General features: G+C 46.8%; 19 protein-coding genes. 6 read left to right on the top strand and 13 right to left on the bottom strand.

What is annotated here, in order from left to right:
* The first annotated feature begins 623 nt into the window (after window positions 1-623).
* Window positions 624-2,072, top strand: a complete 1,449-nt coding sequence (locus OP864_RS03775) for an aminoacyl-histidine dipeptidase (RefSeq protein ID WP_270099964.1) — start codon at window positions 624-626, stop codon at window positions 2,070-2,072.
* A 395-nt stretch (window positions 2,073-2,467) separates the two neighbouring features.
* Here the strand turns inward: OP864_RS03775 and hemW are convergent, their stop codons facing one another.
* The 9 genes from hemW to OP864_RS03730 form a co-directional block, all read right to left on the bottom strand.
* Complete coding sequence (hemW, locus tag OP864_RS03770) at window positions 2,468-3,610, bottom strand: radical SAM family heme chaperone HemW (RefSeq protein ID WP_270099963.1); 1,143 nt, start codon at window positions 3,608-3,610, stop codon at window positions 2,468-2,470.
* Between the two features lie 343 nt (window positions 3,611-3,953).
* Complete coding sequence (locus OP864_RS03765) at window positions 3,954-4,487, bottom strand: hypothetical protein (RefSeq protein WP_270099962.1); 534 nt, start codon at window positions 4,485-4,487, stop codon at window positions 3,954-3,956.
* A gap of 12 nt (window positions 4,488-4,499) precedes the next feature.
* A complete protein-coding gene (locus OP864_RS03760; protein WP_270099961.1) occupies window positions 4,500-5,027 on the bottom strand; it encodes a hypothetical protein in 528 nt (175 codons plus the stop codon).
* Between the two features lie 11 nt (window positions 5,028-5,038).
* Window positions 5,039-5,206 carry a hypothetical protein gene (locus OP864_RS03755; RefSeq protein WP_270099960.1) on the bottom strand — a complete coding sequence of 56 codons (168 nt, stop codon included), beginning with the start codon at window positions 5,204-5,206 and terminating at the stop codon, window positions 5,039-5,041.
* A 78-nt stretch (window positions 5,207-5,284) separates the two neighbouring features.
* The gene (locus tag OP864_RS03750) at window positions 5,285-5,503 is read right to left on the bottom strand and encodes a hypothetical protein (RefSeq protein ID WP_270099959.1); all 219 of its coding nucleotides are present in this window, start codon (window positions 5,501-5,503) and stop codon (window positions 5,285-5,287) included.
* Window positions 5,504-5,601: 98 nt separating this feature from the next.
* On the bottom strand, window positions 5,602-5,829 hold the full coding sequence (locus tag OP864_RS03745; RefSeq protein ID WP_270099957.1) for a hypothetical protein: 228 nt from the start codon (window positions 5,827-5,829) through the stop codon (window positions 5,602-5,604).
* A 21-nt stretch (window positions 5,830-5,850) separates the two neighbouring features.
* Entirely contained in the window at window positions 5,851-6,381 is a 531-nt protein-coding gene (locus OP864_RS03740; protein WP_270099956.1) for a hypothetical protein, read from the bottom strand.
* Window positions 6,382-6,393: 12 nt separating this feature from the next.
* Window positions 6,394-6,930 (bottom strand): hypothetical protein, encoded by a 537-nt coding sequence (locus tag OP864_RS03735; RefSeq protein WP_270099955.1) that lies wholly within the window; start codon window positions 6,928-6,930, stop codon window positions 6,394-6,396.
* A gap of 43 nt (window positions 6,931-6,973) precedes the next feature.
* On the bottom strand, window positions 6,974-7,489 hold the full coding sequence (locus OP864_RS03730) for a hypothetical protein (protein WP_270099953.1): 516 nt from the start codon (window positions 7,487-7,489) through the stop codon (window positions 6,974-6,976).
* A gap of 86 nt (window positions 7,490-7,575) precedes the next feature.
* Here OP864_RS03730 and OP864_RS03725 point away from each other — a divergent pair, with 86 nt between their 5' ends.
* The 4 genes from OP864_RS03725 to OP864_RS03710 all read left to right on the top strand — a co-directional run bounded on the left by OP864_RS03725 (window position 7,576) and on the right by OP864_RS03710 (window position 10,955).
* The gene (locus tag OP864_RS03725; RefSeq protein ID WP_270099952.1) at window positions 7,576-8,178 is read left to right on the top strand and encodes a 1-acyl-sn-glycerol-3-phosphate acyltransferase; all 603 of its coding nucleotides are present in this window, start codon (window positions 7,576-7,578) and stop codon (window positions 8,176-8,178) included.
* A gap of 11 nt (window positions 8,179-8,189) precedes the next feature.
* Window positions 8,190-9,125, top strand: a complete 936-nt coding sequence (locus tag OP864_RS03720) for a DUF8457 domain-containing protein (RefSeq protein WP_270099951.1) — start codon at window positions 8,190-8,192, stop codon at window positions 9,123-9,125.
* Window positions 9,126-9,137: 12 nt separating this feature from the next.
* Window positions 9,138-10,295, top strand: coding sequence for a hypothetical protein (locus tag OP864_RS03715; protein WP_270099950.1), 1,158 nt, complete (start codon window positions 9,138-9,140; stop codon window positions 10,293-10,295).
* Between the two features lie 198 nt (window positions 10,296-10,493).
* Entirely contained in the window at window positions 10,494-10,955 is a 462-nt protein-coding gene (locus OP864_RS03710; RefSeq protein WP_015691394.1) for an acyl-CoA thioesterase, read from the top strand.
* Window positions 10,956-11,006: 51 nt separating this feature from the next.
* Here OP864_RS03710 and pth read toward each other — a convergent pair whose 3' ends face one another.
* The 3 genes from pth to OP864_RS03695 form a co-directional block, all read right to left on the bottom strand.
* Complete coding sequence (pth, locus tag OP864_RS03705) at window positions 11,007-11,627, bottom strand: aminoacyl-tRNA hydrolase (RefSeq protein WP_270099949.1); 621 nt, start codon at window positions 11,625-11,627, stop codon at window positions 11,007-11,009.
* A gap of 131 nt (window positions 11,628-11,758) precedes the next feature.
* Window positions 11,759-12,349, bottom strand: coding sequence for a 50S ribosomal protein L25 (locus OP864_RS03700; RefSeq protein WP_270099948.1), 591 nt, complete (start codon window positions 12,347-12,349; stop codon window positions 11,759-11,761).
* 322 nt (window positions 12,350-12,671) lie between these two features.
* The gene (locus tag OP864_RS03695) at window positions 12,672-13,091 is read right to left on the bottom strand and encodes a DUF2892 domain-containing protein (RefSeq protein ID WP_015691390.1); all 420 of its coding nucleotides are present in this window, start codon (window positions 13,089-13,091) and stop codon (window positions 12,672-12,674) included.
* A gap of 198 nt (window positions 13,092-13,289) precedes the next feature.
* On the opposite strand from OP864_RS03695, the gene OP864_RS03690 reads away from it, so the two are divergent.
* Window positions 13,290-14,354 carry a M42 family metallopeptidase gene (locus OP864_RS03690; protein WP_270099947.1) on the top strand — a complete coding sequence of 355 codons (1,065 nt, stop codon included), beginning with the start codon at window positions 13,290-13,292 and terminating at the stop codon, window positions 14,352-14,354.
* On the opposite strand, the gene OP864_RS03685 is transcribed toward OP864_RS03690, so the two are convergent.
* A complete protein-coding gene (locus OP864_RS03685) occupies window positions 14,351-15,235 on the bottom strand; it encodes an RluA family pseudouridine synthase (protein WP_270099946.1) in 885 nt (294 codons plus the stop codon). The two genes, OP864_RS03690 and OP864_RS03685, sit on opposite strands and share 4 nt — an antisense overlap.
* Between the last annotated feature and the right edge of the window lie 268 nt (window positions 15,236-15,503).

Here is a 15,503-nt window from a genome sequence, read left to right as displayed (position 1 = left end):
TCTTAGAAATAAAAGAAGGGGGCTTTTAGCTAGGGCCTACTAAATAGGCTGTAATTGGCCATTTGGATTACTCTACCCCCTCAGTAGCACTTTAATAGGTCCTCCGTTGATGTTGCCTAGGTCCTCGGCAGGACCTAGGCAAGTCCTCGCTTCCATTTTACTACCTCCTCCAATGGACTTAGGCAAGTCCTCAATTGCTATAGACTAAATGGTCTTTAGGGCTTGCCCAAGCCCTCTTTTGATTGGCCCCTAGTCCTCGCTAGGACTTGTTTAGGTCCTCTTTAGGGCTACTTTAAGTGAAGTTCTGGGGGTTCATGAATCCCTCTGAGGACTAATAAGAACCCTCTAGATGATTAGTGGCAGCCCTCGGGAGGGCTAAGGTAAACCCTCGAGAGGGGTAGAGCACCCCCTCGGGAGGGGTAGGGTAACCCCTCGGGAGGGGTAGGGTAACCCCTCGAGAGGGGTAGAGTAAGCCCTCGAAAGGGGTAGAGTAAGCCCTCCTGAGGACTACGGCAAGCCCTTCGTCGAAATAAAAGGCAAAAGCCAGATAGAAATAGGGCTGATCCCTTGGCATTATCTAAATTTTCCTTAGCTTTTTGGCCTAACAAATATACTATATAATCATGAGTCAGAAAGTAGCAGAATTGGCCCCAAAAGCATTATGGGAGGCCTTTAGTCAGCTAAATGCGGTGCCTCGGCCCTCTAAAAAAGAGGAGGCAGTATGTGCATTTATGCGTGAATATGTATCCAAATTGGGATTAGTGGCCGAGGAGGATGAAGTCGGGAATATTTTGGTCCGAAAGCCAGCCACAGCAGGTCTAGAGGACCGTCCTACTATTCTTTTGCAGAGCCATTTGGACATGGTACATCAGAAGAATGCGGATACCGACTTTGATTTTTCAAGTCAGGGGATCGAGATGTATGTAGAGGGGGATTGGGTAAAGGCCAAGGGCACCACCTTGGGGGCAGATAATGGCATTGGCGTGGCGGCTATTATGGCCCTATTGGCCAGTACGGATATTCCGCATCCGCCTTTGGAGGCCCTATTTACCATAGATGAAGAGACGGGGATGACGGGTGCTTTGGGCTTGGGCCCCAACTGGTTAAAGTCAGACTACTTGCTCAATCTGGACACAGAAGACGACAAAGAATTGACCATTGGTTGTGCTGGTGGGGTAGATATCTCGGTAGCGGGCAGCTATACGCCTATGGCCCTAGGGGCAGAGGAAGACTTGGCCCTAAAAATCAGTTTGAAAGGCTTGAGTGGTGGACATTCTGGGATGGATATTATTAAGGGTTTGGGCAATGCCAACCTATTATTGGCCCGTGTTCTTCGGGCGCTTTCTCCCTTGTCTTTGGCCCAATTTGATGGGGGAGGATTGCGCAATGCAATTCCCCGAGAGGCCTGGGCTATTGTGGTTTTGCCCAAGGCAGAAGCGGCCCAATGCAAAGAACAGTTAGCCGCTTTGGAGGCCGAGCTCAAGGCGGAATATGCCAGCACTGACCCAGGCCTTAGCCTCACTGCAGAGGAGGTAGCTCTACCGGCTATCAAGTTGGGAGAAGCGGAGCAAAAAGCCCTATTATCGGCGGTATTGGCTACGCCCAACGGCATCTTCAGAATGAGTCCCGAGATCGAGGGCTTGGTCCAAACCTCTAATAACTTGGCCCGTTTGCTGGTCAAAAATGGGGAATACAGTGTGCTTTGTCTTTGTCGCAGCTCCGTAGACACGGAGAAATGGGCTTTGGCCGAGAGCATAGAGGGATTGTATGAACTATTGGGGGCCGACACGCAGTTGTCGGGCAGTTATCCGGGTTGGGAGCCTTTGCCGGCTTCTAGTTTGGTGGACCAAATGCGTCAGCTTTTCCTTGATCGTTTTGAGGAGGAGCCTGATGTGAATGCCTGTCATGCGGGTTTGGAGTGTGGTATTTTGGGCCGTCATTACCCGGAGATGCAGATGATTTCTTTTGGGCCCAACATTCGGGGGGCGCATTCTCCTGATGAGCGGGTACAGATCAGTTCGGTACAGAAATTCTGGGCTTATTTGCTAGATGCTTTAGGGCAGTTGAAGTAGTATTTTTTGGGGCCTGCCGCCTTTGGCGGCCGGGCCCTTTCAGGGCTCGCAGGTCTGCTCGGCCCTGCGCAGGCTTCGCCTGCTGGGTCTGCCGCTTCGCGGCACCCTTTCAGGCCCCTAGGCCTGCGGCCCCTTCGGGGCCTGTAGGGCGCCAATTGGACCAAATAGAAACGGACCGCCAAGTATTTGGCGGTCCGTTTTGCGTATAGCAGGCGGCGAAGCCGCCGCAAAGGCGCGCAGCGCCTCGGCTGAGGGGCTGTAGCAGGGCCGCCGCAGGCGGCAGACCGAGGCGCTGCAAGCGCCGAAGGGCCGAGCAGACCTGCGAGCTGCGCAATGGCCCGACCCAAGGCCGCAGGCCGCAGGGGCAGCCCCAAAAAAACAGAAGAAAAGAAAAGCTAGGCAGGAATATCCTCTAAAAACAGCTCGGCAATAATATGGTCGCTAAGGAGTTTGCCTGCATTGCTGAGGTAGACATGTTCATTTTGGAGCTGGGCCAAATCATCTTGAATAAAGGGTTGGATAGTTTGCAGCAATTGAGTTTTAGTGGCTGTTCCCCAGCGTTGTTCCACCTCTAAGAGCGAGAGGCCCCATTTGGTGCGCAGGCGGGTCATGAGCAGCTCATTAAATTGTTCTGTGGGGGAGAGCTCCTCTATTTCGAAGAGCAATTCATTATTTTCTAGGGCCTTAATATACTTCATATTATGAGCGATATTCCATTGTCGGCTATGGCCATTGAAGCTATGGGCTGAGGGGCCGATGCCGAGATATGGGCGACTTTTCCAGTAAGCCGAATTATGTTGGGCATACTGTTCATTGCGGCAGAAATTAGAAATCTCATACTGCTCATAGTTGTGAAGTTGGCATTCTTCGAGGAGGATTTCGAAATGTCGGGCGGCTTTATCTTCATCTAGGGTGGGCAACTTCTTTCGTCGGATAAGATGCTCGAGGGGGGTATTGGGTTCTAGGGTGAGGGCATAGGCGGAGAGGTGAGGGACCTGAAAGGAGAAGAGTTTTCGGATTGTTTTTCGCCAATCCTCATCGGAGAGGAAAGGGCCGCCATAGATAAGATCTACAGAAAGTTGGTTGAAGCCCACGGCCAGGGCGTTGGCCAGGCAGTTTTCGGCTTCTTCTGCGGAGTGGGCGCGGTTCATATAGCTCAGTTCTTCGGGCAAAAAGGACTGCAGGCCGATGCTGAGGCGATTGATAGGCGTATGTAACTTATAGCTTCGGAGTTTATCGAGGCCCATATCATCTGGATTAGCCTCTAGGGTGACCTCCATATTTGGGCCGAGGGGGTAATGTGTTTCGATAATGGACCAGAGTTGGTTAATCTCGGCGGCGGAGAGCAGGGAGGGGGTTCCTCCGCCAAAATAGACCGACTGCAGTTCGGCGCCTTGGAGATAATTTTTTTGCAGGAGCAGCTCTTTGCTGATGGCTTCAAGCATCTGCCCTTTATATTTTAGGGAAGTAGAGAAGTGGAAATTGCAATAATGGCAAGCTTGTTTGCAAAAGGGGATATGGATATAGAGTGCCGACATAGAGGAGAGGTCTGATGGTTAGGGCACAAAATTAAAATAAAATATTGGAAAAGGGGGATTTACTCCGCTGTCAATAGGCCTTCAGGGCAGCTTGTAAGAATATTGATTATTAGCTTTTTAATGGAAATGATAAAGTTCTTTTAAAATAAGGGCCTATTAAGAATAAATCCTTATCTTAGCTAAGCAGCAAAGGGTAAGAAATAAAGCAGCTTACCCTTACAATTAGTAGATTTTTCATGAGAATAGGTGTAAGCCTATTGGGCATCTTGGTGTAGCAGCGCCAAGATGCTTTTTTTATGGGCCAAAAAAGCCCCTGCTTAAATGTAAAGCAGGGGCTTAGGGCTTAGTGGTATTTTAGTAGTAGGAGAAGGGCTGCATTATTGTATAGAGGGCTTTCCAAAATAAGGGAGTCTGGCTTTGTCCGCTTGAGCTCAGTAGCTGTAATATAAAAGCGGGCCATATTTCGGTCGTAATCTCCTCCTTCACTTAGATCCTCATCTATTACAGAGATGGCGTACTCATGTTCGCTATCATTATCGATATACACTTTGGGAAGACCCATTGGTAAACCTGGATGAGAGGGGCAGTTTCGTATGGGGGGAGAGCTACAAAGGGTAGTTGCGTCATAGCCGCGTTCGACCACCTCCCATATTTTTACATAAATATCGGGGTCACGGTCTTTTGGGTTAGTCGCATATCTATCCCAGTAATCTCTACGGCCATAGTAAGAATAGGGGGCCAGGTGGGTATAGTAAAGTAATTGAACACTGCTAATTTCGATACAATCAGTGCAGGGGGCGGTGGAAAACTCCTCCTTTTGGCAGGAAGAGAGGCCAAGGCCGAGAAGGGCTAGTGTTAAAAAGAGTAATTTTTTCATAGTAGGGGAGAGTTAGTGAAATTTAACATTGAAGCTGAGTTGGGTTTCGTATGCAGCGCCAAGAAAAACATAAGTATCTTGATTATCCATAATTTCTCTAGGGTTAATGCGGTAGCCTCCAATTCTTTGGATACTGTTTACTCCGTTTTCACTATCTTGGTCGAGGAGTTCAAGGTAGGCATAAGGAAAGGAATCTGCAGGAATAAATACGCTTTCGGAGCTAAGAAGAATAGTGGAGTCTAAGGGGGCGTTTTCGGCTAATATATTTCCTTCATAGATGAATTTATCTACAGGGTAATATTGCTGAATTTGCACAAAGAGGTCTGGGCGTTTTTCTATAGGGCTGTCTTTATCTTTGTCCCAATGGTCCCAGATTGGGGAGTACCAACCATAGTTGTAAAATTCTTGGTAGTCATGCACACTAATGTTGTAAATCTCGATGCAATTGGTACAGCTAACTTCTAGAAGAGGAGGATCTTTATCGCAGGAAGAGAGGCCAAGGCCGATAAGGGCCAGCGTTAAAAAGAGTAATTTTTTCATAGGGGGGGGAGTTAGTGAAATTTAACATCAAAACTGATCTGAGTTTCATCGCTTTGGCCACGGACGATATGAGAAATTTTGTCATCCATAATTTCTCTAGGGTTAATGTAAAAATGGCCTACCTCATCATGATACCATCGGTTTATGTTCGATAGAATAGGTGTAAGCCTATTGGGCATCTTGGTGTAGCAGCGCCAGGATGCTTTTTTTATGGGCCCAAAAAGCCCCTGCTTAAATGTAATGCAGGGACTTAGGGCTTAGTGGTATTTTAGTAGTAGGAGAAGGGCTGCATTATTGTATTGAGGGCTTTCCAAAATAAGGGAGTCTGGCTTTGTCCGCTTGAGCTCAGTAGCTGTAATATAAAAGTGGGCCATACCTCGGTTGTAATGTTCTCCTTCACTTACATCCTCATCTATCACAGAGATGGAGTACTCATATTCGCTATCATTATCGATATACACTTTGGGAAGATCCATTGGTAAACCTGGAAGAGAGGGGCAGTTTTGTATGGGAGGAGAGCTACAAAGCTTAGTTCCGTCATAGTTAAGGCCGCGTTCGACCACCTCCCATATTTCTACATAAATATCGGGGGCGCGGTCTTCTGGGTTAGTCGCATATCTATCCCAGTAATCTCTAGGGCCATGGTAAGAATAGGGGGCCAGGTGGGTATAGTAAAGTAATTGAACACTGCTAATTTCGATACAGTCAGTGCAGGGGCGGCGGGAGCAAGCTCCTCTTCCTTTTGGCAGGAAGAGAGGCCAAGGCCGATAAGGGCCAGCGTTAAAAAGAGTAATTTTTTCATAGGAGGGAGGGATATGTTTTTTTAATTATAGTTGACATCTATGCGGATATTACTGCCAGTATTAGCATTATGGCTATAGGTAGAAAGATAGGCCGTTTCCATTTGGTTTCTTCTGACTGCTGCCATAGAAAAAAGAAAAGTGTCAATCACTTCATGGGCACCCGCTTCATCATAGTCTAGTAGTCGGATTTCAACCATTGCTTCTGTTCCAGTTTCAAATGCTATAGGACTGATGGGGATGTTGGCACTTTGGTCATAGGGCCAATTATGTAGGATATTTCTTCCTTTTAGTAGTGTATCTACCTGATAAGGAGAACGGCGGTAATAAACATGGACAAAAACATCGGCATATTTTTCTTGGGGCCGTCCAGGAACATCTTCATCCCAGCTTTCCCGGGAGTAGTTATTGTAGTAATAAATAGATTTAAATTCATTATAGTTTAATAAGGTAATGCCAGTAAGTTCTACTGGGGCTAATGGAGCTTCTTCCTTTTGGCAGGAAGAGAGGCCAAGGCCGATAAGGGCTAGTGTTAAAAAGAGTAAGTTTTTCATAGGAGGGGGGAGTTAGTGAAATTTAACATCAAAACTGATCTGAGTTTCATCGCTTTGGCCACGGACGATATGAGAAATTTTGTCATCCATAATTTCTCTAGGGTTAAGGTGAAAACGGCCTACCTCATCATGATACCATCGGTTTATGTTCGATCTATAGTCTTGATCCACTATTTGAATGCGAGCATTCGGAAAGGAGTCGGCGGGAATAAATATGCTTTCGGCAGTAAGTAAAATGGTAGAATCTCTAGGGGCGTTCTCTGCTAATATGCTTCCCTCATAGATGTATCTTCTGTGGGGGTAGGTGTCGTCTCTAATGCGAACAAAGAGGTCGGGGCGTTTTTCTATTGCAGAGCTTTCCTCTCTATCCCAATGGTCCCAAACGTGGTTGTAGTAACCATAGAGCTTAAACTCCATGTAATTATGCAGCCGAATATTTAGAATTTCGATACAGTCAGTGCAGGGGGCGGCGGAAAGGGCTTCCTCCTTTTGGCAGGAAGAGAGGCCAAGGCCGAGAAGGACCAGGGCCAGAAAGAATAAATTTTTCATAGGAGGGGGGTATGTTAAAAAAAAAAGCTTTTGCTTACTAATATTAGTGGTAGCTGACATCAAATCGGAGAACTCCATTTTCATCGCTTGTAATATAGGCGGTTTCGATTTGGTCTCTTTTAAGTCCTGCTGGAGTAAACCTAAAGGAGTGCATCCCTCTGTGATAGTTATCTTCATCATGGTCTACGAGCAGAATACTAACAGTTGCTTCCGTATCATCTGGAAAGGACATCTTCTGTAAGGGGAGGTAGACTTCTTGGCCATGGGGACAATTATGCAAGACTCTTGTTTCTTTTACTATCGTGTCTACTCTACGGCTAGAATAACGAAAATAGACCCGAGCAAAAATATCGGGATATTTCTCTTCTGCTTTTCCGGGCAGTTCTGGATCCCAATTTACCCAAGAAAACTGACCGTAATAGCCGTAGTATGACTTATCGAACTCGTTATAGTTAAGTAGTTTGATATTTGAAATCTCTAGGTAGCCTTCTCTATCTTCTTGGCAGGAAGAGAGGCCAAGGCCGAGAAGGACCAGGGCCAGAAAGAATAAATTTTTCATAGGAGGGGGTATTAAATGATTACTAAATATACTCCTCTGACGAAAAGCCTCTTTTTTTAGTTGTATTTTTGAAAAAAATAAAAACAATGATTAAGAAAATAGTTAGCCAACTCTACCTCAAACTAGCGGGCTGGAAAATTCACCCCAGTATTCCCCAAGAGGCCCAAGGCAACTGCGTACTTATTGCGGCCCCGCATACGACCAACTGGGATTATCCTATTACCATGGCCGCTATGGCCGAGCTGGGCGTTCCCATTAAGTACACCATCAAAGATGATTATATGCGGCCCCCTTTTGGCTGGTTTTTTAAGATGATGGGGGGGATTGGGATCAACCGCAAGCCCAAAAAAGAAGGAGAGAAGCGCCCTTCTATGGTAGATGTTATCGCCAACTTATTTGAGGGCCAAGAGCGGCTCTGCATCATTATGGAGCCAGAAGGAACCCGCTCTAAGGTGGTCAAATGGAAAACCGGCTTTTATTATGTGGCCCTAAAGGCAAAGGTACCTATCTTGCTTGGTTGGCTAGATTATGCCAAAAAAGAAGGGGGAATTGGCAAGGTCATTCACCCTTCTGGAGATATTGCCAAGGATATGGCCGAAATTATGTGCTTTTATAAGGACATACTGGGAAAAAATCCCGAACTTTTTGCCCTTGACGAAACATATTACCAGCCCAACCGCTGCTCATAAAATAAATTAGCATGAAACTTAAAGCCCTAAAAGAGGAGATTGCCCAGTTCCAAATTCTACTGGAGCGCATCGAGCAATCGCAACCCATTAGTCAACTAGAGGTAGATCTCGTTCTACAAAAAATTAGAGGCTTTTATGAATTGGCCTTGGCCCAGGAGGAGGAAGCTCCAGCCTTGACGACTGAGCCCAAAATAGAAAAAGAGGAAGGGCCCAAAAGCCCCCAAAAAGAAGCGCCTAAAAAAACAGGCCCAAAAATCTTTTTTAATGCAGCCCCAGAACTGCCCAAGGCAAAAGAAGAAATTCCAGCTCCCGTAGAACCGCCTTTGGTAGAGGAAAAAGTTCAGGAAGAAGACAAACAGCCTGCTCTAGAAGAGGAAAAACTTGAGCCAGTACGCCATCGGGCAACTGAGGAAACAAAAGAGGAGGAAGCTCAATTGCCCGAGGAAATTTTGCCCGAACTAGAACTGCCTAGCGAAAAAGAAGAAGAGAAAGTAGAAGAGCCAGCTACTCCTGTTGTAGAAATGCCCAAAGAAGAAGAACAACCGCCTGTTCCTATTGTAGAAAAGGAAGCGCCCAAAGAAGAAGAGCTGCCTGTTGTAGAAGCTCCAAAAGAGGAACCTGCAGCGGCCAATAAGGAAGAATACGAGGCTCTTTTTGTCTTTAAGCAGGCTACCGATCTCATGAGTCGCTTGCAACAAAAACCCATCAGCGACCTAAAAGGAAGTATTGGGGTGGGCCAACGATTCCGCTATATCGGTGAGCTCTTTGCAGGCGATGCGAGCCGCTTTGATGAGGCCATTGACTACTTTAACCGCAAGGCCGATGACTTTAATCAGGCCCGAGAGTATCTAGAAAATAAATTGATTCCAGAAGGAGACTGGATGAAAAAAGAAAAGCAGGATTTGGCCAAGGATTTTATCAAATGGATCCGCCGCCGCTTCCTCTAAGCTGCCAATGCTATGAAGCCTTTATTGCAAAAATTATTATGGAAAAGCCGCTCGCCCTGGCAAGTTTGGGGAGCAGCTATTGGCCTTTTTTTGGGGCTCTTTCTGCTTTTGTTTAGCCTACAAATTTTCTGGGATGTACAAACGCTAGCCAATGGTGCTAGCGATGAAAATCTTTTGGTCCTACAAAAAAGGGTAGAGGGCCTGAGCGGAGAAAAAAGCTTTAGTGAGGAAGAAATTGCCAATATTCGAGCCCAGGGCTTTTGCCAAGATTTGGCTCCCGTTCGCTCCAATCGCTACGAATTGATGGCCCGTGTGCCGCAGCTGGGTTTTTCTACCCTGCTGTTCTGCCAGTCGGTCCCTTTAAATTATGTAGACATAGACAGCAGCGATTTCCAATGGAGCGAGGGCGATCCCTTTGTGCCGGTGGTTTTGTCCAATGACTATCTCAGCCTCTATAATTATGGCTTTGGTCCTAGCCAGGGCTTGCCCAAGGTCAGTGCCGATATGCTGGGCTCTTTTTTCTTCGATTTTGATATTCGTGGAAAAAACAAACGCAAAACCTATAAGGCCAAGGTAGTGGGCCTGAGCCGAAAATTTAACTCGATTTTGGTCCCCGCTAGCTTTTTGGAGGCCAGCAATCAGCAGTTTGGTTATGAGCAGCCTAAGGTGAGCCAGCTGATTTTGCAAACGGATAATCCTTTTCAAAAGTCTTTGGCCAATTACCTAGAAGAAAAGAGCTATGAACTGAGCCGAAATAGCCTCATTGGGGGCGAGCTGAAACAGGGGATTTTCCTCCTTTTGGCCTTTTTGCTTTTCCTGGCCACGGCCATCATCAGCCTATCCGTTTTGGTCCTTTTGCTCAATTATCGCCTCTTGGTTAGCCAGGCGCAAAGCGATATTTTACTGCTTTTACAGCTTGGTTACCGCCAAGAGCAAATTGCTAAGGTCTTGGGCCAAAAACTCAATTTACTGCTGGTTTATATCCTCCTTGGGGTCTTCGCGATTTTGCTGCCGCTCAAGTTTGGCCTGGGCTATTTACTCAGCCAAGAGGGCTATGCCATCGGCCATTGGCCACATTTTACGGTCCTCCTGAGCGCCCTATTTTTGGCCCTCGGCATTCTTTGGCTCAATCGCTACATGATTAGAAAGGCGGTGCAAGCCTTACCTTAATCTTGTTTTTTTGGGGGCCTCCGCAGCAAGCTGCGGCGCTACGTTTCAGGGCTCGCAAGTCTGCTCGGCCCTGCGGCGCTTGCAGCGCCTTGGTCTGGCCTGACGGCCCCCCTTGCACATCGCTAGGCCTGCGGCCCTTCGGGCCTGTAGGACGCCAGCCAATCACTGAAAATCATCAATCAAATTCAATATTCTATTATGAAATCTTATGAAAAGGAAGTAGAGGTAATTTGGGCCGATATGGATCCCAATCAGCATATGCGTCATACCTCTTACAGCCAGTATGCAGCACATACTCGGATTAGTTTTTTTGCCCAGCAGGGCTTTCCCTTGCAAGATTTGGCCAAAAAGGGTTTGGGCGCTATTTTGCTCAGAGAGCAAAGCACTTATATCCGAGAAACTCAAATGCACGAAAAGCTCAGTTTTAATATGTTGCTCAAAGCGGCCACTGCAGACTATACATTTTATACCATAGAGCAGGAGGTCCGAAAAGAAAATGGCAAGCTAGCGGCCAAGGTCCTTATTGATGGCAGCTGGATAGATATGCAGGCCCGAAAAATTACGGCCCCTTGGCCCGATTTGGTGGCTGCTGTTATTGATGAGTTGCCTCGCCACAAAGATTTTGAGTGGAAGGAGCCTACTTATTACCGCTTCAAGTAGTGCGTTTAGCGTCAAAAGGGCGGCCCGCAATTGCGGGCCGCCCTTTTGCTTTTATACTTCAGGCAAATCGTCTTTGTCTACTTCTGTTTGGCTAGTAGGTGGGGCAAAGAGTTTTTTATTGCTTAGGTTCATGCTATTGGCTAGGCCCAAAAAGCTATAGCTTTTGCAGGCGCCTTGGCAGTGGCGGATAATCTTGGGCAGCAGTTCAATTTCTTGGGGGCTCCATTTGCCCAAAACAAACTCTACTTGTCGGCCTTTGGGGTAGTCATTGCCAATTCCAATTCTTAGGCGGGGGTAATTATTGTGGCCCAATTCCTCTTCTATACTTTTGAGGCCGTTATGGCCGCCGGCTCCGCCCTTTCCTCTCAGGCGGATTGTTCCGAAGTTGATATTGAGGTCATCGACAAGGACCAAGACATTTTCTAGGCCAATATTTTCTTTTTTCATCCAGTACATCAGGGCTTTTCCACTCAAATTCATATAAGTAGAAGGCTTGAGGATGAGTAGTTTTCGGCCCTTGTATTTTCCTTGGGCCAGATCGCCATAGCGTTTTGTTTCAAATTTGGCCTCTAGGCTTTGGGCTAGGGCATCGGCTACTTTGAAGCCAATATTGTGGCGGGTTTCGGTATATTCTGCGCCAATATTTCCCAGGCCTACAATAAGATACTTCATAGGGTCTATACTTTTGGAGCTAGCGGGGCCAGCAAAAAGTTGTTTAATCCAAGCAATCATTTTATCTCAAATAAAAAACGCAGCTCAATAGCATTGAACTGCGTTTTATGAAAGGAAAGTGAATCTCCTTCTTACTTTTTCTCTTCAGCAGCAGCCTTAGACTGAGCAGAGCGCAAAGCACGAGGAATTTCGATAGACGCAACGGGGATGCTACCATTGGTCATGATTTCGATACCTTCAGTGATTTGGATGTCGCGTACACGCATTGACTTACCGAGGTCCAAAGGACTTACATCAGCGGGGATGTAAGCGCAAAGGCTTTCGGGTTGGATCAATACTTTAAGCTTGCGCATTTTTTGCACTAGCGTACCCCCTACTTTTTGGCCTTTAGAGTTACCTACAAGACGAATAGGTACTTCAGTTTTCAAAGTTTGGCCAGCTACGATAGCTTGGAAATCCATGTGGAGGATTTTGTCGGTTACAGGGTGGAACTGCACATCTTTAACGATCGCTTCAACAGTTTTGTCACCTAATTTGATGCTAGCCTTGCGAAGTTCGTCAGTGTAAATGAGATCACGGATCTCAAGAGCAGTAGTCGTAAAGTGGAGGTTTTCGCCATTTCCGTAAACCACACAAGGAATGCGCCCTTCTTTGCGAAGTTCTCTGCTGCTGCTTTTTCCTAGGTTGCTTCTCAGTTGGCCCTCAAATTCAATCGTTTTCATCAGAAATGCGTATTTGTATTAGTATAACTAAGCGTTGTCTATAAAAAATAAAAGAAGCTAGTGCGCCATTTGGCCTTCACTGGCTTTCTTTCTGCTTTACAAAAGTGTTGCAAAGATAGACAAAATATTCTTTTAATCAAGTTTTTGGAGAAATCTTGCCAGCTTTTTTGCCTTTGTCTTGGGTTTGGGGGGAGCGAAGCGACCGGCCTAGCGATGTGGAGGGGTGGCCGAAGGCCAGACCAAGCTGCCTTTGGCAGCGCAGGGCCGAGCAGACTTGCGAGCCCCGCAACGTAGCGCCGCAGCTTGCTGCGGAGGCCCCTAATTAGTGATCTAGAAATTGTCCTCTTTCCTTGAGTTCTTCATCAATGGCTTTGAGGATAGCTTGTTGGTAGCCACTACTTTTATATTTTGCGGATAGCCAGATGCTACCGAGCAGAAAAAACATAAAGGCGGTGGCGGCGATGGGCAGAAAAATGAGGCCGAGCAGGGCCCAAGACCAAAAGCCGAGCATGCCGATGCCGAAAAAAGTGGGAGAGGCGATGCCGGCGGCAAAGATAATTCTGGACAGCCGTTGATATTCTCGGTTGCGTTGTTGCCAACGCCCTCGCAGTTGGAAGAGGTGTTCGGTGGTATAGTGGGCCGGATGAATGCTGAGTAGGGTGTCGGGATCTTCCTGGCACTCTTGCTCGATGCGGTTCAGCAAATCATCGATAGATTGGTCTATTTGATTTCTCGTTTTCATAAGGTGTTGGATAACTGCCTGTTTGAGCCTTTAATTTACTATTATTATATGAGTTTATTGTAGCTTGCTGCTCGCTTATTCAATAATAGCGTATATTTTTTACAGATCTTCCTACATTTGGGCCTTAGGGGCTTTTCCTTTAAAACTAGGTCAAAACCAAAAGTGTAGAGTCAAAAACATTAAAAAAATAATAAAAATATGGAGAAACTAAATATCCCTTTGCTCAGTACAATTTGTAAAACGGCGGCGCCTCCTGGTTTTGAGCAGCGCCTGCGTCAGTTTGTAGAATCGGAAGTAACGGATTTGGTAGATGACTGTTTTACGGATGCTTTGGGCAATTTGTATGCGGTTCGGAAGGGAACTGCCGAGGGCCCCAAGAAAAAGATCATGGTGGCGGCCCATTTAGATGAGATTGGATTTATTGTCACACATATAGAGGAGGGCGGTTTTTTGCGCTTTCATACCTTGGGTGGTTTTGACCCCAAAACACTGAGCTCGCAGCGGGTAATTGTGCATGGCAAAAAGGATATTGTGGGGGTAATGGGCAGCAAACCCATCCATTTGATGTCGGCAGCAGAAAGAGGTAAAAACTTGAGCATCAAGGATTATTTTATTGATACGGGCATGAGCAAAGAAGAGCTGGAGAAGTACGTATCGGTTGGCGATCCTATTAGTCGAGAGCGGGAGTTGATTGAAATGGGCGATTGTGTCAATTCTAAGTCTTTGGACAACCGTTTGGCCGTTTTCATTTTGCTCGAATGCTTGCGAGAGCTCAAAGACGAGCAGCTCGATTATGATGTTTATGGCGTTTTTACGGTCCAAGAAGAGGTGGGCTTGCGTGGCGCTCGGGTGGCCGCACATAACGTTAACCCCGATTTTGGTCTGGGTCTAGATGTTACCATTGCCTTTGATGTACCTGGGGCTCAGGCGCATGAAAAAATTACGGCTTTGGGTGCCGGGACCGCCATTAAAATTATGGATGGATCGAGTATTTGCGATTATCGCATGGTTCAATTTATGAAAGAAACAGCCGATGCGGCAGAAATTCCGTGGCAGCCTGAAATCTTGACCGGAGGGGGCAGTGATACGGGTGGTTTGCAGCTATATGGAAAGTCTGGGGCCATTACGGGGGCTATTTCTATTCCTTGTCGACATGTGCATCAAACTGTAGAAATGGCTCATAAAGAGGATATTTACCAAAGCATTCAGCTGCTCAAGCAGTGCTTATTGAATATTTCTAAATACGATTGGTCCTTCCGTTAAGGTTGGTATTTCTCCCATTGCTTACGCTCTCGTTCCAATAGGCGCAAAAACTTAGTGGGGGCGGGCATACTAAGCTCAATTTGGCCGCCTGTGGGATGGGCAAAGGCCAAACCAACAGCAGCCAAGAAAAGACCCTTATGCAAAAGGGTCTTTCCTTTTGGTCCGTATTGCTTATCGCCAACAATAGGGCAGCCAATTTGGGCCAATTGCTTCCGCAGCTGGTGTTTTCGGCCTGTTTTGGGCTGTAGTTCCAGCAAACTCAATTGCCCAGAACGCAAAGAAGGGACGCTCCAAAGCAAGCGATAGTCGGTCTCGGCGGCTTTGCCATCTACGGGACTATCGAGTCGCCCTTTGGTTTGTATCGGCCTTCCCATCACAATGGCCAAATAGGTTTTTTGAATGCTTCTTTGGGCAAAAGCGGCTTGCAAAAAACGCAGGGAAGAAGCTCGTTTGCCCACCAATAAGAGGCCCTGAGTCGGCAAATCCAAACGATGCACGGGCAGGGGAGAGGGCAGGGCATCTTCGGCCAAAGAAGGCTGCAAACCCGCTCTAAAACGCTGCTGAAAATTGTGTTTATGATAGCCCGAAACGGCAAGTCCCGCAGGTTTGTAGACCACCGCCAAATCCTCATCTTCATAATGCACCTCTAGGGGCAACTCTCGCTCTTTTTGGTTGACTGGCCGCTGCCAAAGGGCCAAAACATCGCCTACTTGCAAGTAATAGCCCGTGCCAACGGCCTGCCCATTAACCTTCAAAAGGCCCTTATCTAACGCTTTTTTGACACTTTTTCGGCTAGGCAACAAAGGAAATAACCCTTGAGCATAATCATAGACTCTTCCCGCCCGTTCTTCCCGAACCTGATGTTCCGCAACTAAATACATAAGCAAAAATTAGCCGCCAATATAGGCTTTTTTGTCTAGCTGTATGGAGCAAAGCTTTCTTTTTTGGGGCTACCCAGTTCGGTAGGTTAAAACCCACCGCAAGATCGTATCGCTTTGCGAATCGATATAAAATGAGGGTTGAAACCCTCATAAATTATTGCTTGGGTCGGGCTGTATATTCCTGTTGGTCGTCGAACTGGCTCTGCTTTGCGCCCTGCAAAACGCAAAAAGGCCCTGCAAGGAATTGCAGGGCCTTTTCATGGGCCAT

Origin of the sequence: Saprospira grandis, assembly GCF_027594745.1 — a bacterium.
In the GTDB taxonomy this organism is placed as follows: Bacteria; Bacteroidota; Bacteroidia; order Chitinophagales; family Saprospiraceae; genus Saprospira; species Saprospira grandis.
The sequence above is the reverse complement of the archived record's forward strand: the minus strand, read 5'-3'. Positions and strand labels throughout refer to the sequence as shown.